The following is a 25,464-nucleotide window of genomic DNA, read 5'->3' as shown; positions in this document are numbered from 1 at the left end:
GGCTTCGCGAACGAGGCCGGGACATGAGCGGATTCCTCGCCGGGCTCTGTGTCGCCGTACTCCCGCTGCTCGCCGCCGGGTTCTGGCTCGGCAGGCGCACCGCGCGGCCCGAGAGCCTCGGTGGGCTCGGCACCCCCGTCGAGCACGCCACCTTCCAGACCCTGCACACCGCCTCGCTCGCCGCGCCCCCGCTGCGCGCGGGCCTCACGGAGGAGACGGCGGGCCGGTCCGCGCGACGGCTGCGCACGCTGCTCGGCACCGACGCGCTCTGCCTCACCGACCAGGAGACGGTCCTCGCCTGGGACGGCGTGGGGGCGCACCACCGCGCCGAGATCATGGAGCGGCTCGGCGGACCGCTGGAGACCGGCCGCGGCGAGGCCTTCCGGCTGAGGTGCGACGAGCCCGACTGCCCGCTGCGCTGGGCCGTTGTCGCGCCGCTCACCGTCGACGAACGGGTGCACGGGGCGCTTGTCGCCTGCGCGCCCCGCGAGTCCGCCGTCCTCGTACGGGCCGCCGGCGAGGTTGCCCGCTGGGTCTCGGTGCAACTGGAACTCGCCGACCTCGACCGGTCCCGTACGCGGCTGATCGAGGCCGAGATCAAGGCACTCCGCGCCCAGATATCACCGCACTTCATCTTCAACTCGCTCGCGGTGATCGCCTCGTTCGTCCGTACCGATCCCGAACGCGCCCGCGAACTGCTGCTGGAATTCGCCGACTTCACCCGCTACTCGTTCCGTCGGCACGGCGACTTCACCACGCTCGCCGACGAACTGCATGCCATCGATCACTACTTGGCCCTGGTCAGAGCCCGCTTCGGGGAGCGTTTGTCGGTCACCCTGCAGATCGCGCCCGAAGTGCTGCCCGTCGCGCTGCCCTTCCTCTGTCTCCAGCCGCTCGTGGAGAACGCGGTCAAACACGGCCTGGAGGGCAAGACCGACAAGAGCCACATCAGCATCACGGCTCAGGACGCGGGCGCCGAGGCGCTGGTCGTCATCGAGGACAACGGCGCCGGAATGGACCCCGACCGGCTGCGCCGCATCCTGGCTGGAGAAGTCGGCCCCTCCGGCGGCATCGGGCTGTCCAACGTCGACGAGCGCCTGCGCCAGGTGTACGGGGACGACTACGGCCTCGTCATCGAGACCGCAGTGGGGGCGGGTATGAAGATCACCGCCCGGCTGCCCAAGTACCAGCCGGGCGTGCACTCGGCGGGACGGCTGCCCCGGGAGTGACCCTTATGTACTGCGTGAGGCCACCATCCCCAGCGTGATCAGGCCGAGGACCACCCAGCCGAACCACAGCCAGCCGTTGCTGCCGAGCGCCACCGTGTAGGCCGTCACCACGACGAGCCCGCCCACGGTGATCACGCCCATCGTCTTCGTCGAACCGGGCATCGCAGCACCCTCCTCCAGGCGGGTCCGCGACGCGGGCCGTGGCCTTGGGCCCATTTTCACCCGGAGGGAGGTGGTTCGCCAGGGCCGGGCGGTCTACTGCTCCGCGGGCATGAGGGCCTTGTCCAAGGGCTCGATGCTGCAGACCACCAGGTACGTGCCCTTCGACCAGATCCCTGTGCTGCGCAGGCCATGACTCCAGTACATGGTGCGGTCGTAGTCGTACTTCTCAGGTGGGGCATCCTTCTCGCACTGCGCGTTCGCCTGGTCCAAGGGGTCCTCGTCCGGCGCGTAGGTCGTGAGGTGCGTGATGTCGACGACGCGCCCGACGTGCTCCTTGTCGCAGGCGACCAGCTCGTAGTGGTCGTTGACCTGTGCGTCGCCGTCGACATGGCCCAGGCAGTCCTCCCGCTGTATCTGGGTGGCGTCCGCGAAGGTCATCCCGTAGGGGCGGAGGTCGCCCAGCGGGCCGTACACCGGGCCGTCCTTCCCGACCAGCAGGCACGCCACGTTGCCCCCGGTGGCGGCGAAGCCCTCGCGGGTGGGGACGACGGCCATGCTGCGCACGTTCCACGCGAGCCTGCCCGCGGTCTTCTTCGTCCGCTCCAAGCACTGGTTCTCGCCCTGGCGTCGCGCGACCTCGAACGAGGGGGCTTTGTACAGCGCCATCACCTGCCCGTCGGGGCGCAGGGCCTTGCAGCTCGGATCCAGTGTCAGACGCGGGACACCCGCCACTTTCCAGGGGGCGGGGTCGCCGAGGACGCAGTCGCCCTTCCGGAGCGGTTCGGAGAGTCCCACCTCGGCGCCGTACGGCAGCTCGGCCTTGTGCGCCATCGCGTACCAGACCCCGCCGGCCGTCAGCCCGAGCGCGAGGAGCACCGCCGCCACCGCCTGCAGGGCGCGCGGGCGCTTGCGCCGACGCCGGCCTCCGGGCCCCGGCGGGGGAGCGGGCGGCGCCCCGTACCAGGGCGGGCCGAACCCCTGGCCCGGCGGAGAGTACGCGCCTGGTCCTGGTGCGGTCGGCGTGTACGCACCCGGCGCCTGGGCAGTGGGCGCGTATGCGGCCGGTGCGGCGAGGCCCTGGTCGCGGGCCGGGCCGTCGGAACCCATGGCCGTGGGCGTGTACGCGCCCGGAGCGGCGACCTCTTGGTCTGCCACCGCGCCGCCGGGACCCGAAGTCCCGTCGGAGGTGACGAGACCAGCCCAGGGCGGCTGCGAGCCCGTGTCGACCCGGGTCGGCGGATGCGGCTCGGGCGTGATGATCCTGGCCAGCGCCGCCGCCGTGTCCTCCGCGCAGATCCTCCGGGCCGGATCCTTGATGAGGAGTGCCTCGACGACCGGCCGCAGCGCCCCGGCCCGCCGTGGCGGCGGCGGCTCCTCCAGGACCACGGCGGTGATGGCGGCGAGATCGGTGTCGCGGTCGAACGGGCCGTGGCACTCCACGCCGAAGTACAGGGTGCAGCCCAACGAGAACAGGTCGGCCGCGGCGGTCGGCGGCCCGCCCGTGGCCCGCTCCGGGGCCAGATAGCCGGCCGTGCCCACCAGGATGGACGTCCTGGTCCAGCGGGTCTCGGGGGAGTCCGGCTGGACGGAGATGCCGTAGTCGGTGAGCAGGATCCGGGCGCCCGGCGTGCCCGTGCGGTCCGGAGCGAGCAGGATGTTGGCGGGTTTGACGTCCCGGTGCATGATGCCGCGCTCGTGCCCGGCGGTCAGGGCGTCAAGGACCGCGAGGCCGATACGGGCACATTCGGCGGGGGCCAGCGGACCGCGGCGGGCGAGCCAGGCGCGCAGATCCTCCGCGCCCGCCACGTACTCCATCACGATCCACGGCAGGCCCTCGTGCTCCAGGACGTCGTGCACGGTCACCACATGCGGGTGCCCGCGCAGCACCGCCGCGTGCCGTGCCTCGGCGCGAGCGCGCGCGATGCGCGACTCGTGCTCCTCGTTGCCTTCAGTCAGGTTGCGGAACCTGATCTCCTTGAGCGCGACATCGCAGTCGAGCCGCTGGTCGTGGGCGAGCCACACATGGCCCATCCCACCCGAGCCGACCTGGTCCAGCAGCCGATACCGGCCGGCGATGATCCGGCCCACTCCCGATTGCGGTGATCCTGGTGCCATCCGGTTGCCCCCCGGGTTCTGCGCTGGTTCGTACGCGGATCAGGACGTGTCGCCGGTGAGCCCACCGGAGTCGGTCGCGTCGGTCGCGGAGGAGGGGGCACCGGGCGCGGAGTCGCCGAGGCCGGGGGCGACCGAGGAGGAGTCGCTCGACCCCGGCGCGCCGCTGTCCGTGGGCTCGGTGGGGGGCGGGGCGGTCGAGACGGACTCCGAGGGGGTGGCCGAATCGCTCGTCGGCGTGTTCGGCGGAGTAGCGCTCGATACGGGTGGCGAGTCCGTCCCGCCGGTTGTCGGTGTCGTGGGCTTTGTCGGCGGCGTCGTGCCGGGGCCGGTGCTGGACTCGCCCGGTCCGGTGCTCGACTCGCCGGGACTGGCAGTGGATTCATCCGGTCCGGTACTCGACTCGTCCGGTCCGGTGCTCGACTCGTCCGGTCCGGTACTCGACCCGCCCGGTCCGGTGCTCGACTCGTCCGGCCCCGTGGTCACCCCACCGGAATCCTGGGGAGTGCTCTGTCCGTCGTCGTCGGACTGCACGAACAGCGTCACGGAGGCGCCCCACTCCAGCGTGCTGCCCTGGACGGGCTGGGAGGCAGTGACCTGGGCGTCGTCCGGCGGCAGGGAGTCGCCGTCGTAGGCCAAGGCCAGCCCGGCGTCGGTGAGGTTCCGCGCCGCCTGGGCGAAGGTCATGCCGGTGACGGCCGGAACGGTCTGTTCCGCATGCGGGTCGAAGGACGTGTCGTCACCGTCGGCGCCCAGCTCGCGGGCGATCCCACGATCGGGGTCGTTGACGTCGATGAGCTGGAGCCGGTCGATCTTGGGGTGCCCGGGCGGCGGCTCGACGATCACTATGTGGTCCTGCTGATATCCGGACCACTTCTTGTTTCCGTCCTTGAACTGCACCGAGGTCTTTTTGATGTTCGCCTTGGACGGGCGCAGCGGATTTCCGCAGGAGCACTTCACGGCGGGAAGTCCCTGCTTATCGACCAGAATCGCGATCCCTGCCTGCAGCAAGGCGTCGAAGGGGACGGCCTTGCCGTGCTTGTACTCGTGATTCGTCACCAGAGTGTCGTGGCGCAACACGACAGGTGTGAGTTGATCGATGTAATTCGGGATCTCGGCGGTGCTGATATGCAGGACGCGCGCCCATTCCCGCGACTTCGCGGAGTTCTCGGGAGCGGTGAGGAATTTCTTCAGCTTCGCCACGACGCAGGTGCCGGGCTTGGTCGACCCGCCGAACTCACCGGTGGACCCACCGCCATCATCCTGTCCCGGCGAACCGTTGTCCCCGCCCGAGCCGTCCCCGCCCGTGCCGCCGTCCATCCCGTCTCCGCCGGTGCCGTCTCCGCCCGTGCCGCCGTCCGTCCCGTCTCCGCCGGTGCCGTCACCGCCCGGGCTGTTCCCGCCGCCCGGCGTGCCCCCGTACAGCCCCGGACTGTTGCTGGCCTGTACCCCGCCGGCCGGTCGTGCCTCGGGGACGCGGGTGTCCCTTCCGAGCTTGCCGTCCTCCGTGAAGAAGGGATTGGCCTGCGAAATCCCCGCGGCCACGGCACGCACTACGAACAATTGATCGGATTTACTGCACCCGCTGACTATCAGCACGGAAACCAGCAGTAGAGCGATCCTGCGGGCCGCAGATATCCCAGCCCTTTGCATGGATGCACGAAATGTCATGACCGCTCCCCCTGCGGTTTCCCCCGTGGACCCCGCGCACTGGAAGACCGGACGCGGGGGCTTCACATTCCATGCTACTGAATGGAAACGCCTTTCACGCCAGGTGAAGAGAAAAGTTAATTCAGCGACCGCGTGTGTTGAGTGAGGCCAGATAGGCGTTGTACGCCTCGAGTTCCTTGTCGCCGTCGCGGTCCGCCGCCCGGTCCGCGCGCTTGGCCTGCCGCTGCTCGGAGCCGTACCACTGGAACAGCAGCGCGATCAGCACGAGGACGGAGGGGATCTCGCTGAACGCCCAGGCGATACCGCCCGCCGCGTTCTGGTCGGCGAGCGCGTCGATGCCGAGCGAGGCGGGCGGGTTCTTGTACGTCTCGACCATCGGAGAGGACGCCATCATCAGTGCGATGCCGAAGAACGCGTGGAACGGCATGCCCGCGAACAGCTCCAGCATCCGCATCAGATAGCCGGGGCGGTGCGGACCCGGGTCGACGCCCATGATCGGCCAGAAGAAGACCAGGCCGACCGCGAGGAAGTGGCACATCATCGTGATGTGGCCCGCCCTGGAGCCCATCAGGAAGTCGAAGATCGGCGAGAAGTACAGCGCGTACAGGCTCGCGATGAACAGCGGGATGGTGAACGCGGGGTGCGTGATGATCCGCATGTACCGGCTGTGCAGGAACATCAGCAGCAGCTCACGCGGTCCCTTGTTGCCCCGCTTCGCCGCGACCGGCAGCGCGCGCAGCGCCAGTGTGATCGGCGCCCCGAGCAGGATCAGGATCGGCGACAGCATGCTGATCACCATGTGCTGGACCATGTGCACGCTGAACATGACCATGCCGTAGTCGTTCAGCTTGGTGCACATCACGAGCATCACGGTCAGCACACCGATGACGAAGGCGGCGGTCCGGCCCCACGACCACTTGTCGCCGCGCCGCGCGAGCCGCACGACCCCCCAGCCGTACAGGCCGAGCCCCACCAGGCAGGCGACGAGGAAGAACGGGTCCGTGGACCATTCGAGCCCCCGCCCCAGCGTGAACGGCGGCAGATCCATGGTCATGCCGTGCCCGCTGTGATCCATCGGCCGGCTCCTGATTCTGGGGGTACCTCCCAGGCCCTTTCAGGCACTGGGGGAGGGTTGTGCTGTCTGTCCGCACCAGAGTAGGACCGACCCCGGTCACTGTTGTGACCGGGGTCGGTACCAGGGCCCCGGAAAGGAGCGCGGGGCTGTGACGTCCATGCGGCTCCGCCGCTTGGGCGCGATCAGCCACGACGAACCCGCGGCCCGCCGAACCTCTAGAGCACGCACTCCGCTTCGGCGTACCGCTCATCGGGAACCGTCTTGAGCGTCTCCACGGCCTCGGCGAGCGACACCATGACGATGTCGGTCCCGCGCAGGGCGGTCATCCGGCCGAACTCCCCGCGGTGCACCGCCTCCACCGCGTGCCAGCCGAACCGCGTCGCGAGGACACGGTCGTACGCGGTCGGCGTACCGCCCCGCTGCACGTGCCCGAGGATCACCGGACGGGCCTCCTTGCCGAGCCGCTCCTCCAGCTCCAGCGAGAGCTGCCGGGCGATCCCGGCGAACCGCTCGTGCCCGTAGATGTCCTTGCCGCCCTCGTCGAACTCCATCGTGCCCGCGCGAGGCTTGGCGCCCTCGGCGGCCACGACGATGGCGAACCGCTTGCCCGCCTCGAAGCGCTCGCCGACCTTGGCGGCCAACTCCTCGATGTCGAAGGGGCGTTCCGGTACGACGATGGCGTGGGCGCCGGCCGCCATCCCGGAGTGCAGCGCGATCCAGCCGGTGTGGCGGCCCATGACCTCCACGATCAGGACACGCTGGTGGGACTCGGCGGTGGTCTTCAGCCGGTCCAGGGCCTCGGTCGCGACACCGACGGCCGTGTCGAAGCCGAAGGTGACGTCCGTGACGGCGATGTCGTTGTCGATGGTCTTCGGCACGCCGACGATGGGCAGCCCGCTGTCGCTCAGCAAACGGGCCGCCTTGAGGGTGCCCTCGCCGCCGATCGGGATGATCGCGTCGAGGCCCAGTTCCGCGACATGGCCCTTGGCCCGCTCCACGCCGTCACGCAGATGCGCCGGCTGGACCCGGGAGGAGCCGAGCATGGTGCCGCCGCGAGCCAGGATGCCGCTCACCGCGTCGAGGTCGAGCTTGAGGTAGTCGCACTCCAGGAGGCCCTTCCAGCCGTCCCGGAAGCCGATGACCTCGTCGCCGTGGTCGACGACGGCACGGTGCACGACGGACCGGATGACGGCGTTCAGGCCGGGGCAGTCGCCGCCGGACGTGAGGACACCAATGCGCATAGCCCGAAATACCTTCTCAACGTGGGCCGAAGACCGGACCACGCTGTCCGGCTGGACCCCGCCACCCTACCGGCGGCAGGGGGCGGGCCCGCATCGTGCGTCCGCCTGCTGGACGCGCCCGCACACGTGAGCGCAGGCCTTGTCAGACGGGCTCCCGCCCGCGCCCTGCGGAACCGTTTCTCAAACGGGCCGCGCGGGTGTCCAGCCGGTCAGACAGGCCGCTGTACGGCTGTGTTCACGCAGGCTGCTGCGCAGCCGCGATGCGCTCGTTGCGCAGCGCCTCGTACCACCGGTCGTCGATCGGCGGCAGCGCGTTCACATCCAGCGCCAGCTTCAGCAGCAGGTCGGCGATCTGCGGGTTGCGGGCGAGGACGGGCCCGTGCATGTACGTGCCGAAGACCGTGTCGTTGTACGCGCCCTCGGTGCCGTCGCCCGTGCCGTTGCCCTTGCCGAGCCGCACGTTCGCGAACGGGCGGGCGGTAGGGCCGAGATGGGTCACACCCTGGTGGTTCTCGAAGCCGGTCAGCTGGGGCAGGCCGAGGCGCGGGTCGATGTCCGCGAGGACGTCGCCGACGCACCGCTCGCCCTCGCCGCGCACCGAGACCACGTCGAGCAGGCCGAGACCCGGCTCACGCTGGCCGAGGTCGTTGACGAACTCGTGGCCGAGGATCTGGTAGCCGGCGCAGACCGAGAAGACGATCGCGCCGTTGCCGACCGCGCGGTGCAGACCGCCGTCGCGGCGCAGACGCTCCGCGGCGAGCCGCTGCGGCCGGTCCTCGCCTCCTCCGATCAGATAGATGTCGCCGGAGGTCGGGATCGGCTGGTCGCTGCGCACGTCGAGGCGGGCCACGTCGAGGCCGCGCTGGCGGGCTCGGCGCTCCACGACGAGCGCGTTGCCCTGGTCGCCGTAGGTGCTCAGCAGGTCCGGGTAGATCCACACCAGACGCAGGCTGTTGTCACTCATCTTCTTCGTCCTCCGTGGCTCAGTTGCCGACACGACGCCGCAGATCCTGGAAAGCGGTGTAGTTCGCGATGACCTCGATGCGTCCGGGCGGTGCCATCTGCACGGCCTGGTCGAGGTTCTCGCAGACCTGGAAGTGCTGGTTGGCGACTTCCAGGCGCACGGCCAGGTCCAGCTTCCGGTCGCCGAGAACGAAGATCGGGTGCCCGGTCAGACGCGTGTAGTCGACGTCCCACAGCCACGAGGTGTCCGTGCCGTCGGCGCCGCGCGCGTTCACGGACAGGATCACCGGGGTCGGCGGCGGGTCGATCAGGGAGAACGTCTCCAGCCAGCCCGCGGGGTTCTTGGCGAGCAGCAGACGCAGGTCGCGCTGCATGAACTGCACCACGTCGTAGCGCCCGGCCACGGCCTGCACCTGGTACATGCGCTCCAGGGCGACCTGCGGGGGGACACCGAAGACCGCGGCGACGGCGGCCGACGAGGCGGCGTTCGCCTTGTTGGCGCGGCCCGGCAGCTGCAGGTGGATCGGCCAGGCCGAGCCGTGCGGGTCGAGGACGTGGTCGCCGGACAGGGCCCAGGTCGGCGTCGGACGGCGGAAGCCGCACTCGCCGCAGAACCAGTCGTCGCCCGGGCGCTGCATCACACCGCCGCAGGACGGGCAGGACCAGGCGTCGTCCTTCCACATCTGACCGGCCGCCACCCACATGACGTTCGGCGAGGAGGACGCGGCCCACACGACCAGCGGGTCGTCGGCGTTGGCCACCACGACGGCCTTGGAACCGGCCAGGCCCTCGCGCCAGTGCTCGGCCATCATCCGGGTCTCGGCGGCCCGGTCGAGCTGGTCGCGGGAGAGGTTGAGCAGCGCGATGCACTTGGGGTCGGTGTCGCGCGCGACACCGGAGAGGTACTTCTCGTCGACCTCGATGACCGCGTACTTGGCGTCCGAACCGCCCGCGAGCGCCGAGGTGATACCGGCCGGCATGTTCGCACCCAGCGCGTTCGACACGACCGGGCCCGCGGCACGCAGCGCTTCCGCGATCAGCCGGGTGGTGGTGGTCTTGCCGTTGGTGGCCGAGACCAGGATCACGTCCAGGTGCGTGGCCAGCCGGGCCAGCAGGTCGGGGTCGAGCTTGAGTGCCACCCGGCCGCCGATCACCGATCCACTGCCGCGTCCGGCGGCACGCGAGACGGCCGCTGCCGCCTTGCCCGCCGTCACGGCCAGCTTGGCCCGCGGCGTCAGCGGGTCCGAGTTGCCTGACATCGTTTCTCGATCCTCCTTGCGTACGCGCCGCGCCCCTGCCCCCGGCACCGTGTGGGCCTCAGCCTATCGAGATCCACTCACGCGCCCGAATCGCGGCACCATCACGGTGCCCGCGCGACCTGCGCGCGCCATCAAGGACCGTACCCTTGCCGCCATGCGACACGGCTCCATCCCGGGAACCCACGGGCGCGTCCGGCCCCTCACTCTGCTCGGCGACCCCGTCCTGCACACACCCTGTGAAGAAGTCACCGAGTTCGGCCCCCAACTCGCCCAACTCGTCGAGGACATGTTCGCGACGATGTACGCCGCGCAGGGCGTTGGCCTGGCGGCCAACCAGGTCGGTGAGTCGCTCCGGGTCTTCGTGTACGACTGCCCCGACGACGAGGATGTCCGCCATGTGGGACATGTGGTGAACCCACGCCTTGTCGAGGCGGACGGTGTGGTGCTCCGGGGCCCGGAGGGGTGCCTGTCACTCCCGGGCCTGGAGGCGGGGACCGAGCGGTACGACCACGCGGTCGTCGAGGGGTTCGACGTGGCCGGCGAGCCGGTGAGCGTGCACGGCACCGGCTGGTTCGCGCGGTGTCTGCAGCACGAGTGCGATCACCTTGACGGCGGGGTGTACGTGGACCGGCTCACCGGGTGGCGGCATCGGCGGGTCATGCGCCAGGCGGCGCGGGCGTCTTGGAGCCGCTGAGCTCTGTCTGTCGGCTGCGGGGCGGCCGTGGCTGGTGGCGCCCACGCGGCGGAGCCGCACCATGTCACGGCCCCGCGCCCCTTGCCGGGCTTCAGAACCCAGGACCGCCGATCTTGTCCCCCGCCGCCGCCAGGCGGCCCCAGAGCAGGTCGGCCAGACTCCGTACCAACTCGGCCCGAGAACACGGCCGTTCCCCCAGCCACCAGTCCCCGGCGGCATGCATCATGCCGACGATCCCGTGGCCCCACACGCGGGCGAGCTGCTGGCTGCCGGGGCCGAGGTCGACGCGCTCCTCGATGACCTCGGCGAGTTCCTCGCCCATGCGGCGCAGCAACGGCGCGGAGTGCTTGCCCACGTCGAAACCCTGGTCGCCCGGCTGGCCGCCCTCCGCCGGATGCATGAGGAACCGGTAGACCTGTGGGCGTGCCTCAATGGCCGCCAAATAAGTGTCGAGTGTCGACTCGACCCGCTCGCGGCGCTCGGCCGGCGCGTCCAGCGCGGCCCGCAGCGCTCCGAGGAGGGCGTCGGTGTGCCGCTTGGCCAGCGCGGCGTAGAGTCCGCCCTTGTCGCCGAAGTGGCGGTACAAAATCGGCTTGGTGATGCCCGCCTCGGCGGCAATGGCGTTCATCGAGGCCCCGGGGCCGTCGCGGAGCACCACCCGGTCGGCGGCTTCCAGCAGCTCGCGCCGGCGGCGGTCGGCGGACCTCTGCTGATCGGTCCGCTGTGTGGTGTCCATGTGCTCTCCCCACCCGTGGTGATTCGGTGACGCCTGCGCAAACTAACACTCGCAGGCGTATGGGTATCGAACGGGCTACCGAGCGCGGCTCGGGAGTTGACTTTTCCTACTGGTCAGTAACACACTCCAGTTACCGCAAGTAACACTTTAGTGCAGTGCTGGAGGGGACATGGCCGAGTTCACCATGGAGCTCAACGACGAACAGAAGGAGGTCCGGGACTGGCTGCACGGCTTCGCCGCCGATGTGATCCGCCCCGCGGCCGCCGAATGGGACGAGCGCGAAGAAACTCCCTGGCCGGTCATCCAGGAGGCCGCGAAGGTCGGCATCTACTCCCTCGACTTCTACGCCCAGCAGTACTTCGACCCCACCGGCCTCGGCATACCGATGGCCATGGAGGAGCTGTTCTGGGGCGACGCGGGCATCGCCCTCTCCATCGTCGGCACCGGCCTCGCCGCCGTGGGCGTCCTCGCCAACGGCACCGAGGAGCAGATCGGCACCTGGATGCCCCAGATGTACGGCGATACCAACGATGTCAAGGTCGCGGCCTTCTGCTCCTCCGAGCCCGACGCCGGCTCGGATGTCGCCTCCATGCGGACGCGCGCCGTCTACGACGAGGCCAAGGACGAGTGGGTCCTCAACGGCACCAAGACCTGGGCGACCAACGGCGGCATCGCCAACGTCCACGTCGTCGTCGCGGTCGTCGACCCCGAGCTGGGCTCCAAGGGGCACGCCTCCTTCATCGTCCCGCCGAACACGCCGGGCCTGTCGCAGGGCCAGAAGTTCAAGAAGCACGGCATCCGCGCCTCGCACACCGCCGAGGTCGTCCTGGAGAACGTCCGTATCCCCGGCTCCTGCCTCCTCGGCGGCAAGGAGAAGCTCGACGAGCGCCTGGCCCGTGCCCGTGAGCGCGCCAGGACGGGCGGCGAGCGCGTGAAGAACGCCGCGATGGCGACGTTCGAAGCGAGCCGCCCGGCGGTCGGCGCCATGGCGGTGGGTACCGCTCGGGCCGCGTACGAGGTGGCCCTCGACTACGCGAAGACGCGTGAGCAGTTCGGGCGGCCGATCATCGACAACCAGGGCGTCGCCTTCCAGCTCGCCGACATGCGGACGTCGATCGACGCGGCGCGGTTGCTGGTGTGGCGTGCCTCCTGGATGGCAGTCAACGGCAAGCCGTTCACCGCGGCCGAGGGGTCCATGTCGAAGTTGTTCGCCAGTGAGACCGCGAAGAAGGTGACCGCGCAGGCGATCCAGATCCTGGGCGGTAACGGGTACACCCGGGAGTACCCGGTAGAGCGGATGCATCGGGATGCGGCCATTTACACGATCTTCGAGGGTACGAGCGAGGTCCAGCGTCTCGTGATTGCCCGGACGCTGTCCGGGATGCCGATCCGCTAGAGGGCCCACTTGGGCTGCGGGCCCTCTGCGGCTGGTCGCGCCCACGCGGCGGAGCCGCCCGGTGACACAGGCCCGCGCCCCCGAAAGGGGCGTTCCTGGTCACCGGAGCTTCAAGGGTGTCAGCTGCTCGATGTCGTACCTTGCCCGCAGCTCCTCGATCGCCGCATGGTCGGGCGGGCCCCCCGACCCGAGGATCTCCAGCAACTCCTCGAAGTACCGCTCGTGGTCCGGGGGCGGTGACGCCTGGAAGAACATCTTCGCCCGGGTCTCCGTGGGGTTGGAGAAGGCATGCGGGCAGCCCGGGGGTACGACGATGACCGTGCCGGGGGTCGCCCGGACCACCCGGCTGCCCGAGCTGGACTCCCACTTCTGCCAGTTGTCGGGGGTCCGTACCCGCGGCTCGAAGGCGAGCACGTCCAACTCGCCTTCGAGCACGTAGAACAACTCCTCGCTGCGCGTGTGCACATGGGCGCCGACGTCGAAGCCGGGCGGCACGAGCACCTCGAAGGTGGACGCCGTGCGCGAGTGCGAGCCGGTCACCTTGAACGTCACGTGCTGCGCGGGCGTCTGCACCACACGGCCGTGACCCGGCGGAACGAGCAACCCATCGGTCGTTGTCATCGGCAGCTCACCACGTCACGGGCAGGGCCTCGGGGCCACGGATCAAGGCGCCCTTCCTGAAGGGGACCTGATCCGGCGGCACAGCGAGCCGCAGCCCCGGCATCCGGTCGAGCAGGGCGTCGACCATGAGCTCGCACTCCAGCCTGGCCAGCATCCCGCCCGGGCAGTAGTGCGGGCCGAAGCCGAACGCCACATGCGGGTTGGGGTTGCGTGCGACGTCGATGCTCTCCGGGTCCGGGAAGACGTCCGGGTCGCGGTTCGCGGCCAGGTACGACACGTAGATCGCGTCGCCCGCCCGGATCCGTATGCCTCTGATCTCCACGTCCTTCATCGCGATCCGCGACAGCCCGACCGCATTGCGGTGCGGGATGTAGCGGAGCAGCTCGTCGATGGCCTGGGGGCGGATCTCCGGCTCGGCCCGCAGCCGGTCGGCCAGGTCCGGGCGGGTCATCAGGATGTAGAACAGCTGGCCGCTGTTGTTGGTGACCGCCTCGCCACCGATCTGGAGGAGCACGGCGAGCCCGACGGCCTCGTCCGGCGTGATCTCGTCCCTGCCCACGGCGGCGCCCAGCAGCGAGGTGACGTCCTCGCCGGTGCTGTCGCGCCGATCGCCGATGAGTTTCGCGAAGTACGCGCTCATCTCCTCCTTGGCCTTCTCGCTGACCTCGGCGCCCTGCGAGGAGGACAGGATCAGCTGGGTCCAGGTGTGCATGCCCTGCCGGTCGGTGGCCGGCACGCCCATCAGCTCGCAGATGACGGCGATGGGGAAGGGGCTCAGGACCGTCGCGGTGAGGTCGGCGGGCGGCCCGTCCTGGAGCAGCTCGTCGACCAGTTCGTCGAGCATCCGCCGGGATTTCTCCCGCACCCGCTCCACGCCGCGCGCCGTGAAGGCGGCGGCCACCGAGCGGCGCAGCCGGGTGTGGTCGGGCGGATCCAGGAAGCCCACCGCGCCCCGCGCCGGGATGAAGTGCGGCGCGAGCCGGGTGACCTGCCCGTCCATGACCGCCTCACGGCTGAACCGGGCGTCGTTGGCCACCATGCGCACGTCGTCGTACCGCGTCACCAGCCACGCCCAGCCCTCACCGTTGGGCAGGTGGATCCGGGTGACCGGACCCTCCCGCATCAGCTCGGCGAGGACCGGGTCGAATTCCACGCCGGTCAGGTCCAGGGCCGGCCAGTGGCGGATGGGCGGTAGTGCTTCGGTGATGGTGTCTTCGCTCATGCTGGTCACACCGTCTCGTGGCTCGAGTCGTGCCAGCTGCCCAGCGCCATCTCCGCGGTGATGCCGGGGCCGAAGCCCGCGAGCAGTCCGCGCGCGGACTGCTCGGCGCCGCCCTCCTCGAACAGCCGGCGCAGCGCGTCCAGGACGACGGCACTGGCGATGTTCCCGTACTCGGTGAGGGTGGCCCGGCTGAACCGGAAGGCCTCCGGCGGTACCTCGAGGTACTTGCTGAGGTCGTCGAGGATCCTGGGGCCACCCGCGTGGATGATGTAGAAGTCCAGGTCGGAGGCGTCCCAGCCGTGCTGGCGCGCGAGGGCGTGGAGCGCGGGGGCGAGGGGTTCCATCGTCCCGGGCACCCGCTTGTCCAGCAGGAAGTGGAAGCCCGTGGCCCGTACGTCGTACATGATCCACTCTTCGGTCTTGGGTATCAGGTACGAGCCGTTGCGCTCCAGCTTGATGCCGGTGCCGCCCTTGCCGCGGACGACCGCGGCGGCTATGCCGTCGCCGAAGAGTCCGTTGGAGAGCAGCGAGCCGACGCCGAGGTCGGTCGGCTGGTAGCAGAGCGAGCAGAACTCGCAGGCCACGATGAGCGCGTTGGCGTCCGGGTACGCCGTGCAGAAGTCGTGCGCCCGGTTGATCGCGGCACCACCGGCCGCACAGCCCAGCTGGGCTATGGGTATCTGCCGGGTGTCACTGCCGAAGTCCATCGAGTTGATCAGCCAGGCCGTGAGCGAGGGCATCATGAACCCGGTGCACGACACGTAGATGATCACGTCGATGTCGGTGGTGAGCAGCTCGGCGTCGTCCAGCGCCCGCTGCACCACCGCGGGGACGCGGGCCTTGGCCTCGCTCTCGTAGACCTTGTTCCGGTCCTCGAAGCCCGGGTGCTTCAACGTCTCCTCGATGGGCTGCACGATGTGCCGGGTGACGACGCCTGTGTTCTCGATCAGACGCAGTGCCAGCGGCAGTTGTGGGTGGTCGGCGTGACGGGAGCGGCACAGCTCCAGCGTCTCCTCCATCGTGATGACATGTTCCGGAACCGAGACCGCGGGTCTGCACAAAGTCGCCATGGAGCACGCCTTCTTTCCGCCTTCCGGGGAACTCTTCGTCCCTCGGTGGTCCACCCACGATCACCCGGCTGCGCGCGGATATCGCGTCGGATTACTCCATTCCGGGTAATTTTGGGATGGTGTGGGACCCTGGTGGAAAAGGCCCCGGGAGCGTCGAGCCGAAGGAGCAGCGATGACACGGACGGCCAGGGAACTGCAGGAGAGCACGACCCGGAAACTCGCCCCGGACCCGCACGCCAACCGGCTTCTGCCCCTGATCGCCCGGGGTGCGGCACGACGCTCGACCCTCGCCGCGCTCGCCCTCGAACAGAGGCATGTGATCGCCGCGGACCGCCGGGCCTTCCTGCATCTGGCCGAACGGTCGGCGGCCGGCACCGAGACGTCGGCCGCCGCGCCGGAGAGCGCCGCCTTCTTCGAAATGCTCGCGGAGGGTGAAGCCCTGGCCCAGGATCGGCTCGGTGCGTACGCTGCCGCGGTCGGGGCCGACGAGGCGCAGGAGGCCGCGTACGAGCCGCTCACGGACTGTCAGAGCTATCCCGCGTATGTTGCCTGGCTCGCCCTGAACGGTTCACCGGCCGACGTCGTGCTCGCGCTGAGCGCCAACTTCGCCGCTTGGGGCGGCTATTGCGCGACGATCGCCCAGGGCCTGCGCCGCCATTACGGCTTCGCCGACGAGGCCTGCGGCTTCTTCGACTTCTTCGCCGAGCCCGCTCCGGACCTGGAGCGGAAGGCGCTGGCGGCGGTGCAGGCGGGACTCGACACCGGACAGGTCTCGGAAGACGCGGTGCACCACTACGGGCGGCTGCTCCAGGCCTATGAGGCGAAGTTCTGGCACGCCCTGTGGGAGTGGGACCAGCGGGTGGCCTGACGCACGGTCAGTCGGCCGTCGTCCCACTGCTGTGCGCGATGCAGGCCACGTCGATGCGGTCGGCGAGCTTGGCGAGTTCGATCGTGAGCGCCGCCACCGTGTCCTCGTCGAGCCCGTCCTGGCCGGCCTCCACCAGATGCAGCCACCGGCCGCCCACCGTGCGCAGCAGCTTGCTGACGTCGGCGGCCGCCACCTGCAACGTGCCGCGGTCGTCGACGATCAGAGGCAGGGTCACTTCGCGGTTCACACAGGGGATCGTAACTGCGGAACGCTCACGCTCCGTGCCATACGGTGGTGATGTTGCAGAACTCGCGGATTCCGTGCTCGGACAGCTCACGCCCGTAGCCGGATCGCTTCACCCCGCCGAACGGGAATGCCGGGTGGGAGGCCGTCATCCCGTTGACGTACACGCTGCCCGCCTCCAGATCACGGACGAACCGGTCCACCTCGGAGCCGTCGCGCGTCCAGACGTTCGAACTCAGCCCGAACGGAGTGTCGTTGGCGAGGGCCACCGCCGCGTCCAGGTCGGCCGCGCGGTAGAGCGTGGCGACGGGCCCGAAGGCCTCCTCCTGGTGGATGCGCATCTCGGGGGTGATGTCGGCGAGGACGGTCGGCGCGTAGAACCAGCCGTGGTCCCGGAAGCCTTCGGGGCGTTCGCCGCCGCACAGGACGGTCGCGCCGTTCTCCACCGCGTCGTCGACCAGCTCCTCCAGGTCGCTGCGGCCCTGCTCGGTGGAGAGCGGACCGACGTCCGTGTCCTCGTCCAGCGGGTCGCCCACCTTCAGGGCCCGCATGCCCGCCGTGAACCGCTCGGCGAAGGCGTCGAACACATCGGTGTGCACGATGAACCGCTTGGCGGCGATGCACGACTGCCCGTTGTTCTGTACACGCGCCGTCACTGCGATCTTCGCGGCCCGGTCGAGGTCGGCGGACGGCATGACGACGTATGGGTCGCTGCCGCCCAGCTCCAGGACCGTCTTCTTGACCTCGTCCCCGGCGACCGCGGCGACCGCCCGGCCCGCCGGCTCACTCCCAGTGAGCGTGGCCGCCTTCACGCGCGGGTCGCGCAGGATGCCCTCGACGGCGCCCGAGCCGATCAACAGCGTCTGGAAGCAGCCCTCGGGGAATCCGGCCCGGCGGAACAGGTCCTCCAGGTAGAGGGCGGTCTGCGGCACGTTCGAGGCGTGCTTGAGCAGGCCCACGTTGCCCGCCATCAGCGCGGGCGCGGCGAACCGGATCACCTGCCAGAGCGGGAAGTTCCACGGCATGACGGCCAGAACCGGGCCCAGCGGCCGGTAGCGAACGAGGACGCGGGAGGCGCCGGAGTCCTTGACGTCGGAGTCGGCCGGCTCCTCGTCGGCGAGCAGCCCCTGGGCGTGGTCGGCGTACCAGCGCATCGACTTCGCGCACTTGGCGGCCTCCGCACGCGCCTGCTTGACCGGCTTGCCCATCTCCGTGGTCATCACCCGGCCGATGTCCTGCTGCTCCTTGTCGAGCAGGTCGGCGGCCCGGTGCAGCAGCCGAGCCCGCTCGGCGAAGGACGTGGTGCGATGGGTACGGAACGCGGCTTCGGCGGCCGCGAGCCTGCGCTCGATCTCCTCGGCGCCCAGGGCGTCGTACGTCTTGAGTGTCTCGCCGTTCGCCGGGTTCACCGTTGCGATGGGCATGGCCGACCTCCTGAATACGGGCTGTGCTTCGACCCTCCCGCGCGGCGCGGTGCGGCGCAACGCGGAGGACGGTCCCTCGCGGGGCGGGACGCTCGGGCGGGTGACCCGGACGCGTGACCCGGTCTCTCAGCCCGAGTGCTCCGCGAGCCGGTCGAGAAACTCCGCCTGCGCCTTCACGATCACCGAACGGGCCCGGTCCAGGTCGCACCACTCCACCCGGTCCAGCTCGGGGAACTCCTGCCGCCGTCCCGACTTCGGCGGCCACTCCATCTCGAAGGTGCCGGGGACCACGGCCGCCGGGTCGAGGTCGGCCTCGACCGCCCAGGCCGTGACGATCTTGCCGTTGGTCTGCGTGATCTCGCCCAGCGGGATGGCCTCGCCCTCGGGCGGCGGCAGCCCCAGCTCCTCCTGGAACTCGCGGCGCGCCGCGTCCCAGGCGGTCTCGTCGGGCTCGTACTCGCCCTTGGGCACGGTCCAGGCCCCGGCGTCGCGCCGCGCGAAGAACGGTCCGCCCATATGGCCGAGCAATACCTCCAGACCGCGGTCGGTGTGTCGGAACAACAACAGTCCGGCGCTCCACTTCCCGCTCACGGGGTGACCTCCGGGTGTGCGGCGAGCAGTGTCCCGACGGTATCGGCCTCGGCCGGGGTCTTGTCCTCGCGGTAGCGCACGACACGGGCGAAGCGGAGGGTGACACCCGCCGGGTAGCGGCTGGACTTCTGCAGACCGTCGTACGCGATCTCGACGACGAGCTCCGGTCGTACGGTCACCACGTAGCCGTTGTCCTCGACGGCCAGCTCCTGGAGGCGCTCGGTCTGCCAGGTGAGCATCGCGTCGGTCATGCCCTTGAACGTCTTGCCGAGCATGGCGAAGGATCCGTCCGCGCTGCGCGCGCCGAGGTGCAGGTTGGACAGCTTGCCGGTGCGCCTCCCGTGGCCCCACTCGGCCGCCAGGACCACCAGGTCGAGGGTGTGCACGGGCTTGACCTTCAGCCAGGAGGCACCGCGCCGGCCCGCGCTGTAGGGAGCGTCGAGGGCCTTCACCACGACGCCTTCGTGGCCACGCTTCAGTGTGTCGGCGAGGAACCGCTCCGCCGCGGGGAGGTCCGCGGGGCCGTCCACGAGCGTGCGCCGCACCCGCATCGGCCCGGGGACCAGCCGCGCCAGCTCCGCGTGCCGCTCGGTGAACGGCAGATCGAGCAGATCCTGGCCGTCGACGGACAGCGCGTCGAAGAAGACGGGGGAGACGGGCACGGTCTTCGCGGCCGTCGCCACGTCCACGCGCGAGCCCACGCGCCCGGCCGTCTCCTGGAAGGAGCGCGGCCGGCCGTCCTCGTCCAGCGCGATCACCTCGCCGTCCAGGATGAACCGCTCGCCCTTCAACTCCAATGCCGCGGAGGTGAGTTCGGGCAGCCGGTCGGTGATGTCGTCGAGCGTGCGGGTGTAGACCCGTACGTCGTCGCCGTCGCGGTGGAGCTGTACGCGGATGCCGTCGAGCTTCTCCTCGACGGCGCACGCGCCCAGCTTTTCGACCGCGTCGGAGACGGACCCCGCCGTGTGCGCCAGCATCGGCAGCACCGGCCGGCCCACGGTGAGCCGGAAGCCGTCGAGGGCCTCGGGGCCGTGGGACAGCAGCGCCTCCGCCACCGTCTGCAGCGAACCTGCGAGCATCACCGCCCGTCGTACATCCGCGCCGGGCGCACCGGTCGCCTCGGCGAGCCCCTCGACGGCGACCGCGTCCAGCGCCCCCTGCCGTACCTCGCCGCTGATCAGTCCGAACAGGAAGCGCTGCTCGTCCTCGGTGGCCGCCGCCATCAACTCGCCCACCAGGCGTGCACGCTCGGCCTGGGAGCCGGTGCCGGTGACCGCGCCGAGCTCCGTCAGCCGGGCATCCACCTCCCGCACCGTGAGGGAGGGCTCCGACGCCGCGGGGACCGGCCGGCTGAGGATCTTCCAGCCGATGCCGAGCCGCCCTTGTGGCAGGCGGCCCGCCAGATACGGGATGACGATCGGTACGTCGTCCGCCTCCGCGTCCCGGAACAGCTCGGCGAGCAGCGCGATCTTCCGGGACCGCGCCGAGGCGGCGGCGACCTCCTGGGACACATGAGCGAGCCGGCTCAGCAGCATGCAGCCATGGTGCAACGCGGACGCCGGGTCCACACCCGTATGGGACGGAGGCGGCTGGGGCCTGTCTTTCGGATCACGCCGGGGCCGCGGGGTCTGGCACGCACATCTGCCGCGTTGTCGTCAGTCGCCGACGCTCCGCGTCGACTCCCTCCTCCGCCTTGCAGCTGCACGCACCAGACCCCGCTCACCGGCGCTCATGAGGTGCCGTCTGCCGAAGTCGCCGTGATCCGAAAGGCAGGCCCTGGCCCAGCCCTAGCCCCGCTCCCGCGCGACGGCCGCGTCGAGGTCCGCGAAGAGCAGCTCCCCGTTGAGCGTGGCCGCCGCCCGGTATCCGCCGCTCGCCGCGTTCACGACCTGCTCCGCGAAGCCGATCGCGTTCCCCGCCGCCCAGACGCCGGGCACCGTCGTCAGCCCCGTCTCGTCGACCACCGGATACCTGCCGAACGGCGTCTCCCGCAGCTCGGCGCCCAGCCGTTCGACCAGACTGGTGCGCGGGACGGCGCGCGGCGCGACGAACAGCACCGAGCGGTCGTGTGCCGTGCCGTCCGCGAGGCGCACGCCGGTCAGCCGGTCGCCGTCGATCACCAGTCCCGCGACCTCGCCGGGCACCACGGTGACCCCGGCCGCGGCGAGCCTGCGCAGATCCTCGTCCGGCAACTTGTCCTTGTCGACGGTGTGCAGGAACAACGTCACGTTCTTCGACCACTGGCTGACCATCAGCGCCTGGTGCACGCTCATCGGCGTGGTGGCCAGCACGCCGAAGGCCTCGTCGCGGACCTCCCAGCCGTGGCAGTACGGGCAGTGCAGCACGTCCCGCCCGAAGCGCTCGGCGACCCCCGGCACCGGCGGCAGCTCGTCGGCCAGGCCGGTGGTGACGATCAGCCGGCGCGCGTGCACCGTGGGCCCGGTCGCCAAGGTGACGTCGAACTCCCCGGCGCCGTCCCGGGCCGCGTCCACCGCACGGTCCCGGACGAGCCCGACCCCGTACCCCTCGACCTCCCGCCGCGCCTTGGCGAGGAACTCGGCGGGCGGCATGCCGTCCCGGGTCAGATAACCCTGCATGTGCGCGGCGGGCGCGTTGCGCGGTTCGCCCGCGTCGACGACGAGCGTGCGGCGCCGGGCACGCCCCAGGACGAGCGCGGCCGACAGCCCCGCCGCGCCGCCGCCGATGACTACCGCTTCGTATGTCTCGGTCATGGTGACCACCTCCACGGACAAGGTCGCCCGACGGTGGCCGAATTGACAAATGGCTTTGCCGATTCTGCAATATGGGCATGAGTGACGACGCGGAGACCGATCAGATGGATGAGGTGCTGGCCGAGGTCGGGCCGCGGCTGCGGCGGATCCGGAAGGAGCGGGGTGCCACGCTGGCGGGTTTGTCCGAGGCGACCGGCATCTCGGTGAGCACGCTGTCGCGCCTGGAGTCCGGGTTGCGCAAGCCCAGCCTGGAGCTGCTGCTGCCGATCGCCCGTGCCCACCAGGTACCCCTCGACGAGCTGGTCGGGGCGCCTGAGGTGGGTGACCCGCGGGTGCGGTCCAAGCCGATCGTGCGGCACGGCCGTACGCACTGGCCCCTCACCCGGCAGCCCGGCGGACTCCAGGCGTTCAAGGTGCTCGAACCGCAGCGGTCGATGGCACCGGAACCGCGCACGCACGAGGGGTACGAATGGCTGTACGTGCTCTCGGGGAGGCTGCGGCTCGTGCTCGGCGACCACGACGTGGTACTCGGTCCCGGGGAGGCTGCCGAGTTCGACACCCGTGTACCGCACTGGTTCGGGTCGACGGGGGAGGGGCCCGTGGAGTTCCTGAGCCTGTTCGGGCCGCAGGGGGAGCGGATGCACGTGCGGGCCCGCCCCGCCCGGTCATAGACGGCCCGGTCGACGCGTGACGGACGAGACTGTTCCCTGATGGGCAAGCGACCGCTTAGTATGCGGTCGAGCCCGGTCAGACAGAGCAGTCCCGTGGAGGCCCCGCATGCAGGCATGGCAAGTGCACGAGCTCGGCGAGCCGAGTGAGGTGATGCAGCTCGAGGAAGTGGAGCGTCCGCAGCCCGGCGAGGGCCAGGTCCTGCTCAGGGTACGCGCGGCGAACGTCAACTTCCCGGACGCGCTGATGTGCCGGGGGCACTACCAGGTCAGGCCCCCGCTGCCGTTCACACCCGGCGTGGAGATCTGCGGGGAGACCGAGGACGGGCGCCGTGTGCTCGCCAATCCCGCGCTGCCGTACGGCGGATTCGCCGAGTACGCCGTCGCGGACGCCGCCGCGCTGCTGCCCGCGCCCGACGCCCTCGACGATGCCGAGGCGGCCGCCCTGCACATCGGCTACCAGACGGGGTGGTTCGGTCTGCACCGGCGTGCCGGGCTGGAAGCCGGCGAGACGCTGCTCGTCCACGCTGCCGCGGGAGGGGTGGGCAGCGCGGCCGTGCAGCTCGGGAAGGCGGCCGGCGCGACCGTCATCGGCGTGGTCGGCGGGGCGGACAAGGCCGCTGTGGCACGGGAGCTGGGCTGCGACGTCGTCATCGACCGGCGTACGCAGGACGTCGTCGCCGCCGTGAAGGAGGCGACCGGCGGCCGGGGCGCCGATGTGATCTACGATCCGGTCGGCGGCGCGGCATACACCCAGTCCGCCAAGGTCGTCGCCTTCGAGGGCCGGATCGTCGTCGTGGGCTTCGCGAGCGGAACGATCCCCAGCCCGGCGCTGAACCACGCCCTCGTGAAGAACTACTCGATCCTCGGCCTGCACTGGGGCCTCTACAACACCAAGAACCCGAAGCTGGTCCAGCACTGCCACGAGCAGCTCACCGAACTGGCCGCGCGGGGTGCGATCAAGCCGCTGGTGAGCGAGCGGGTGCCGCTGGGCGGTGCCGCGGCGGCCGTACAGCGGGTCGCCGACGGAGTCACCACGGGGCGTGTCGCCGTGGTGCCCGCTCTCGAGAACGGAGCAGCAGCATGACCGACGCCGCTGAACTGCGCCGCCGCACACAGGAGTTGCTTGCGGCACATCCGCCGGCGACGACCGAGCGGGTGGACTTCCTGAAGGCCCGCTTCGACGCGGGACTCGCCTGGGTGCACTACCCCGAAGGCCTCGGCGGACTCGGTGCGCCGCGCACCCTCCAGGCCGTCGTGGACACCGAGCTGGAGGCCGCTGGAGCGCCCGACAATGATCCGCGGCGCATCGGCATCGGCCTCGGCATGGCCGCGCCGACGGTGCTGCGCTACGGCACCGAGGAGCAGAAGCAGCGGTACCTCAGGCCCCTGTGGACGGGCGAGGAGGTCTGGTGCCAGCTGTTCAGCGAACCGGGCGCCGGCTCCGACCTGGCCGCGCTCGGCACCCGTGCCGTGCGGGAGGGCGACGAATGGGTGGTCAACGGGCAGAAGGTGTGGACGTCCAGCGCCCACGTCGCCCGCTGGGCCATCCTCATCGCCCGCACCGACCCGGACGTGCCCAAGCACGCCGGCATCACGTACTTCATCTGCGACATGACCGACCCCGGCGTCGAGGTCCGCCCGCTGCGGCAGATCACCGGCGAGGCCGAGTTCAACGAGGTCTTCCTCACCGACGTCCGCATCCCCGACTCCCGCCGCCTCGGCGAGGTCGGCGACGGCTGGCGGGTCGCGCAGACCACGCTGAACAACGAACGCGTCGCCATCGGCGGCATGCGGCTGCCCCGCGAGGGCGGCATGATCGGCCCGGTCTCGAAGACCTGGCGCGAGCGCCCGGAGCTGCGCACCCACGACCTGCACCAGCGCCTGCTCAAGCTGTGGGTCGAGGCCGAGGTCGCCCGGCTCACCGGCGAACGCCTGCGCCAGCAGCTCACCGTCGGCCAGCCCGGCCCCGAGGGCGCCGGCATGAAGCTCGCATTCGCCCGTCTCAACCAGGAGATCAGCGGCCTGGAGGTCGAACTCCTCGGGGAAGAGGGCCTGTTGTACGAGGACTGGACGATGCGCCGTCCGGAACTTGTCGACTTCACCGGCCGCGACGCCGGTTACCGCTACCTCCGCTCCAAGGGCAACAGCATCGAGGGCGGGACCAGCGAGGTGCTGCTCAACATCGTCGCCGAACGCGTCCTGGGACTGCCGTCCGAGCCGCGCACCGACAAGGACGTCGCCTGGAAGGACCTGGCTCGATGACCGATCTGCTCTACTCGGAGGAGGAAGAGGCGCTGCGCGCCGCCGTCCGCGACCTTCTCACCGACCACTGCGACGCGCCGGGCGTCATCGCCCGCACGGAGTCCGGCACACCGCACGACCCCGAGCTGTGGAAGGCGCTCTCGGACGGGATGGGCCTGGCGGGTCTGCTCGTGCCCGAGGAGCTGGGCGGCCAGGGCGCCACACACAGCGAAGTCGCCGTGGTCCTGGAGGAGTTGGGGCGGGCCGTCGCACCCGTGCCGTATCTGACGAGCGCCGTCGTCGCGACGGAGGCGCTGCTTGCCTGCGAGGGCGAGGAGGCCGCCCGGCTGCTGACGGCCCTTGCCTCCGGCCGCACGGTCGGGGTGCTCGCCGTCTCCTTCGCGACTGCTCCCGGTGCGTCGTTCAAGGCCGTACGCCATGAAGGCGGCGCCCTGCACGGCGAGTTGACCGGCATCGCGGATGCGGCGGCAGCCGATGTGCTGCTGGTTCCGGTGGAGGACGGCGTACTGTACGCGGTGGACGCGGACGCGGTGACGGTCTCTCCGCAGGTGTCCCTGGACCTGACCCGGCCGGTCGCGAAGATCACCTTCGACGGAGCGCCCGCACGGCTGGTGACCTCCGACGCCTCGGCGGCCGTACGACGTGCCCTGCGCGCCGGTGCCGGCCTCCTGGCCTCCGAGCAACTCGGCCTGGCCGACTGGTCGTTGACGGAGACGGTCCGCTATCTGAAGGAGCGCAAGCAGTTCAACCGGCCCGTCGGCGGCTTCCAGGCGCTCAAGCACCGGCTGGCCCAGCTGTGGCTGGAGGTCGTCAACACGCGCGCCGCGGCCCGCAACGCCGCCGACGCGCTCGCCACCGGCAGCGAGGACGCCGACGTGGCGGTCGCCGTCGCCCAGGCATTCGCGGCACCGGTCGCCGTCCATGCCGCCGAGGAGGCGCTCCAGTTGCACGCCGGGATCGGTATGACCTGGGAGCACCCCGTACATCTGTACCTCAAGCGGGCGAAGGCGGACTCGATCGCCTACGGCACGGCGGGCGCCCACCGCGAGGCGCTGGCCGCACTGGTCGACCTCCAGGCACCTTGACGCACACCCGCTGACGCACACCCGTGAGAAGCCCGTCCCAACCGGACGCTGTTGGTTAATTCCGCCCCGCTGGATCTCATCCAGTGGGGCGGAGTGCTGCGAAGGGCGAAACGCGGGTCTTGGCGAGTGGTCTGCCG

Annotated in this window: 24 protein-coding genes; 8 read left to right on the top strand and 16 right to left on the bottom strand. The window is 70.6% G+C overall.

Features of this window, described 5'->3' with window-relative positions; genetic code table 11:
* Window positions 1-23: 23 nt before the first annotated feature.
* Window positions 24-1,229 (top strand): sensor histidine kinase, encoded by a 1,206-nt coding sequence (locus ACZ4RZ_RS44335; RefSeq protein WP_467753242.1) that lies wholly within the window; start codon window positions 24-26, stop codon window positions 1,227-1,229.
* A 3-nt stretch (window positions 1,230-1,232) separates the two neighbouring features.
* On the opposite strand, the gene ACZ4RZ_RS44330 is transcribed toward ACZ4RZ_RS44335, so the two are convergent.
* The 7 genes from ACZ4RZ_RS44330 to ACZ4RZ_RS44300 all read right to left on the bottom strand — a co-directional run bounded on the left by ACZ4RZ_RS44330 (window position 1,233) and on the right by ACZ4RZ_RS44300 (window position 9,712).
* Window positions 1,233-1,391 (bottom strand): hypothetical protein, encoded by a 159-nt coding sequence (locus tag ACZ4RZ_RS44330; RefSeq protein WP_467753241.1) that lies wholly within the window; start codon window positions 1,389-1,391, stop codon window positions 1,233-1,235.
* Window positions 1,392-1,484: 93 nt separating this feature from the next.
* Complete coding sequence (locus tag ACZ4RZ_RS44325; RefSeq protein ID WP_467753240.1) at window positions 1,485-3,506, bottom strand: serine/threonine-protein kinase; 2,022 nt, start codon at window positions 3,504-3,506, stop codon at window positions 1,485-1,487.
* A gap of 39 nt (window positions 3,507-3,545) precedes the next feature.
* Window positions 3,546-5,057 (bottom strand): DUF6777 domain-containing protein, encoded by a 1,512-nt coding sequence (locus tag ACZ4RZ_RS44320; RefSeq protein WP_467753300.1) that lies wholly within the window; start codon window positions 5,055-5,057, stop codon window positions 3,546-3,548.
* A gap of 238 nt (window positions 5,058-5,295) precedes the next feature.
* Window positions 5,296-6,249, bottom strand: a complete 954-nt coding sequence (locus ACZ4RZ_RS44315; protein WP_467753239.1) for a cytochrome c oxidase assembly protein — start codon at window positions 6,247-6,249, stop codon at window positions 5,296-5,298.
* 215 nt (window positions 6,250-6,464) lie between these two features.
* A complete protein-coding gene (locus ACZ4RZ_RS44310; protein WP_399085660.1) occupies window positions 6,465-7,490 on the bottom strand; it encodes a 6-phosphofructokinase in 1,026 nt (341 codons plus the stop codon).
* A gap of 235 nt (window positions 7,491-7,725) precedes the next feature.
* A complete protein-coding gene (locus tag ACZ4RZ_RS44305; protein WP_467753238.1) occupies window positions 7,726-8,454 on the bottom strand; it encodes a type 1 glutamine amidotransferase in 729 nt (242 codons plus the stop codon).
* Window positions 8,455-8,473: 19 nt separating this feature from the next.
* Window positions 8,474-9,712, bottom strand: a complete 1,239-nt coding sequence (locus ACZ4RZ_RS44300) for a MurT ligase domain-containing protein (RefSeq protein ID WP_399085654.1) — start codon at window positions 9,710-9,712, stop codon at window positions 8,474-8,476.
* A gap of 154 nt (window positions 9,713-9,866) precedes the next feature.
* Here ACZ4RZ_RS44300 and def point away from each other — a divergent pair, with 154 nt between their 5' ends.
* Complete coding sequence (gene def / locus ACZ4RZ_RS44295) at window positions 9,867-10,406, top strand: peptide deformylase (protein WP_467753237.1); 540 nt, start codon at window positions 9,867-9,869, stop codon at window positions 10,404-10,406.
* Between the two features lie 91 nt (window positions 10,407-10,497).
* On the opposite strand, the gene ACZ4RZ_RS44290 is transcribed toward def, so the two are convergent.
* Complete coding sequence (locus tag ACZ4RZ_RS44290) at window positions 10,498-11,142, bottom strand: TetR/AcrR family transcriptional regulator (RefSeq protein WP_369244910.1); 645 nt, start codon at window positions 11,140-11,142, stop codon at window positions 10,498-10,500.
* A 169-nt stretch (window positions 11,143-11,311) separates the two neighbouring features.
* Between ACZ4RZ_RS44290 and ACZ4RZ_RS44285 the strand changes: the two genes are divergently transcribed.
* A complete protein-coding gene (locus ACZ4RZ_RS44285) occupies window positions 11,312-12,538 on the top strand; it encodes an acyl-CoA dehydrogenase family protein (RefSeq protein ID WP_467753236.1) in 1,227 nt (408 codons plus the stop codon).
* 99 nt (window positions 12,539-12,637) lie between these two features.
* Here the strand turns inward: ACZ4RZ_RS44285 and ACZ4RZ_RS44280 are convergent, their stop codons facing one another.
* From ACZ4RZ_RS44280 to ACZ4RZ_RS44270, 3 genes are read right to left on the bottom strand one after another with little or no spacing between them, the layout of a single operon-like run.
* A complete protein-coding gene (locus tag ACZ4RZ_RS44280; RefSeq protein WP_467753235.1) occupies window positions 12,638-13,159 on the bottom strand; it encodes a cupin domain-containing protein in 522 nt (173 codons plus the stop codon).
* A gap of 7 nt (window positions 13,160-13,166) precedes the next feature.
* Window positions 13,167-14,381 carry a cytochrome P450 gene (locus ACZ4RZ_RS44275; RefSeq protein WP_467753234.1) on the bottom strand — a complete coding sequence of 405 codons (1,215 nt, stop codon included), beginning with the start codon at window positions 14,379-14,381 and terminating at the stop codon, window positions 13,167-13,169.
* Between the two features lie 5 nt (window positions 14,382-14,386).
* Window positions 14,387-15,451, bottom strand: coding sequence for a type III polyketide synthase (locus ACZ4RZ_RS44270; protein WP_467753233.1), 1,065 nt, complete (start codon window positions 15,449-15,451; stop codon window positions 14,387-14,389).
* 172 nt (window positions 15,452-15,623) lie between these two features.
* Here ACZ4RZ_RS44270 and ACZ4RZ_RS44265 point away from each other — a divergent pair, with 172 nt between their 5' ends.
* Complete coding sequence (locus ACZ4RZ_RS44265; protein ID WP_467753232.1) at window positions 15,624-16,319, top strand: transcriptional regulator; 696 nt, start codon at window positions 15,624-15,626, stop codon at window positions 16,317-16,319.
* A gap of 7 nt (window positions 16,320-16,326) precedes the next feature.
* On the opposite strand, the gene ACZ4RZ_RS44260 is transcribed toward ACZ4RZ_RS44265, so the two are convergent.
* From ACZ4RZ_RS44260 to ACZ4RZ_RS44240, 5 genes are all read right to left on the bottom strand, one after another.
* The gene (locus ACZ4RZ_RS44260; RefSeq protein WP_362014975.1) at window positions 16,327-16,566 is read right to left on the bottom strand and encodes a DUF6213 family protein; all 240 of its coding nucleotides are present in this window, start codon (window positions 16,564-16,566) and stop codon (window positions 16,327-16,329) included.
* A 25-nt stretch (window positions 16,567-16,591) separates the two neighbouring features.
* Complete coding sequence (locus ACZ4RZ_RS44255; RefSeq protein WP_467753231.1) at window positions 16,592-17,986, bottom strand: NADP-dependent succinic semialdehyde dehydrogenase; 1,395 nt, start codon at window positions 17,984-17,986, stop codon at window positions 16,592-16,594.
* 126 nt (window positions 17,987-18,112) lie between these two features.
* Entirely contained in the window at window positions 18,113-18,577 is a 465-nt protein-coding gene (locus ACZ4RZ_RS44250) for an NUDIX hydrolase (protein ID WP_467753230.1), read from the bottom strand.
* Window positions 18,574-20,112 carry an ATP-dependent DNA ligase gene (locus tag ACZ4RZ_RS44245; RefSeq protein ID WP_467753229.1) on the bottom strand — a complete coding sequence of 513 codons (1,539 nt, stop codon included), beginning with the start codon at window positions 20,110-20,112 and terminating at the stop codon, window positions 18,574-18,576. Before ACZ4RZ_RS44245 ends, ACZ4RZ_RS44250 begins: the two co-directional genes overlap by 4 nt.
* 252 nt (window positions 20,113-20,364) lie before the next feature.
* A complete protein-coding gene (locus ACZ4RZ_RS44240; protein WP_467753228.1) occupies window positions 20,365-21,309 on the bottom strand; it encodes an NAD(P)/FAD-dependent oxidoreductase in 945 nt (314 codons plus the stop codon).
* Between the two features lie 77 nt (window positions 21,310-21,386).
* On the opposite strand from ACZ4RZ_RS44240, the gene ACZ4RZ_RS44235 reads away from it, so the two are divergent.
* From ACZ4RZ_RS44235 to ACZ4RZ_RS44220, 4 genes are all read left to right on the top strand, one after another.
* Window positions 21,387-21,980, top strand: coding sequence for a helix-turn-helix domain-containing protein (locus ACZ4RZ_RS44235; RefSeq protein ID WP_467753227.1), 594 nt, complete (start codon window positions 21,387-21,389; stop codon window positions 21,978-21,980).
* 106 nt (window positions 21,981-22,086) lie between these two features.
* Window positions 22,087-23,064 carry an NADPH:quinone oxidoreductase family protein gene (locus tag ACZ4RZ_RS44230; protein WP_467753226.1) on the top strand — a complete coding sequence of 326 codons (978 nt, stop codon included), beginning with the start codon at window positions 22,087-22,089 and terminating at the stop codon, window positions 23,062-23,064.
* Window positions 23,061-24,242: an acyl-CoA dehydrogenase family protein gene (locus tag ACZ4RZ_RS44225; RefSeq protein WP_467753225.1), complete on the top strand. Its 1,182-nt coding sequence runs from the start codon at window positions 23,061-23,063 to the stop codon at window positions 24,240-24,242. The genes ACZ4RZ_RS44230 and ACZ4RZ_RS44225 overlap by 4 nt, the downstream gene beginning before the upstream one ends.
* A complete protein-coding gene (locus ACZ4RZ_RS44220; protein ID WP_467753224.1) occupies window positions 24,239-25,327 on the top strand; it encodes an acyl-CoA dehydrogenase family protein in 1,089 nt (362 codons plus the stop codon). The genes ACZ4RZ_RS44225 and ACZ4RZ_RS44220 overlap by 4 nt, the downstream gene beginning before the upstream one ends.
* Window positions 25,328-25,464 lie beyond the last annotated feature (137 nt).

The sequence above is a fragment of the Streptomyces sp. NPDC027189 genome (genome assembly GCF_055566975.1).
Note: the sequence above shows the minus strand (reverse complement) of the source record. Positions and strands in the feature narration are given on the sequence as shown.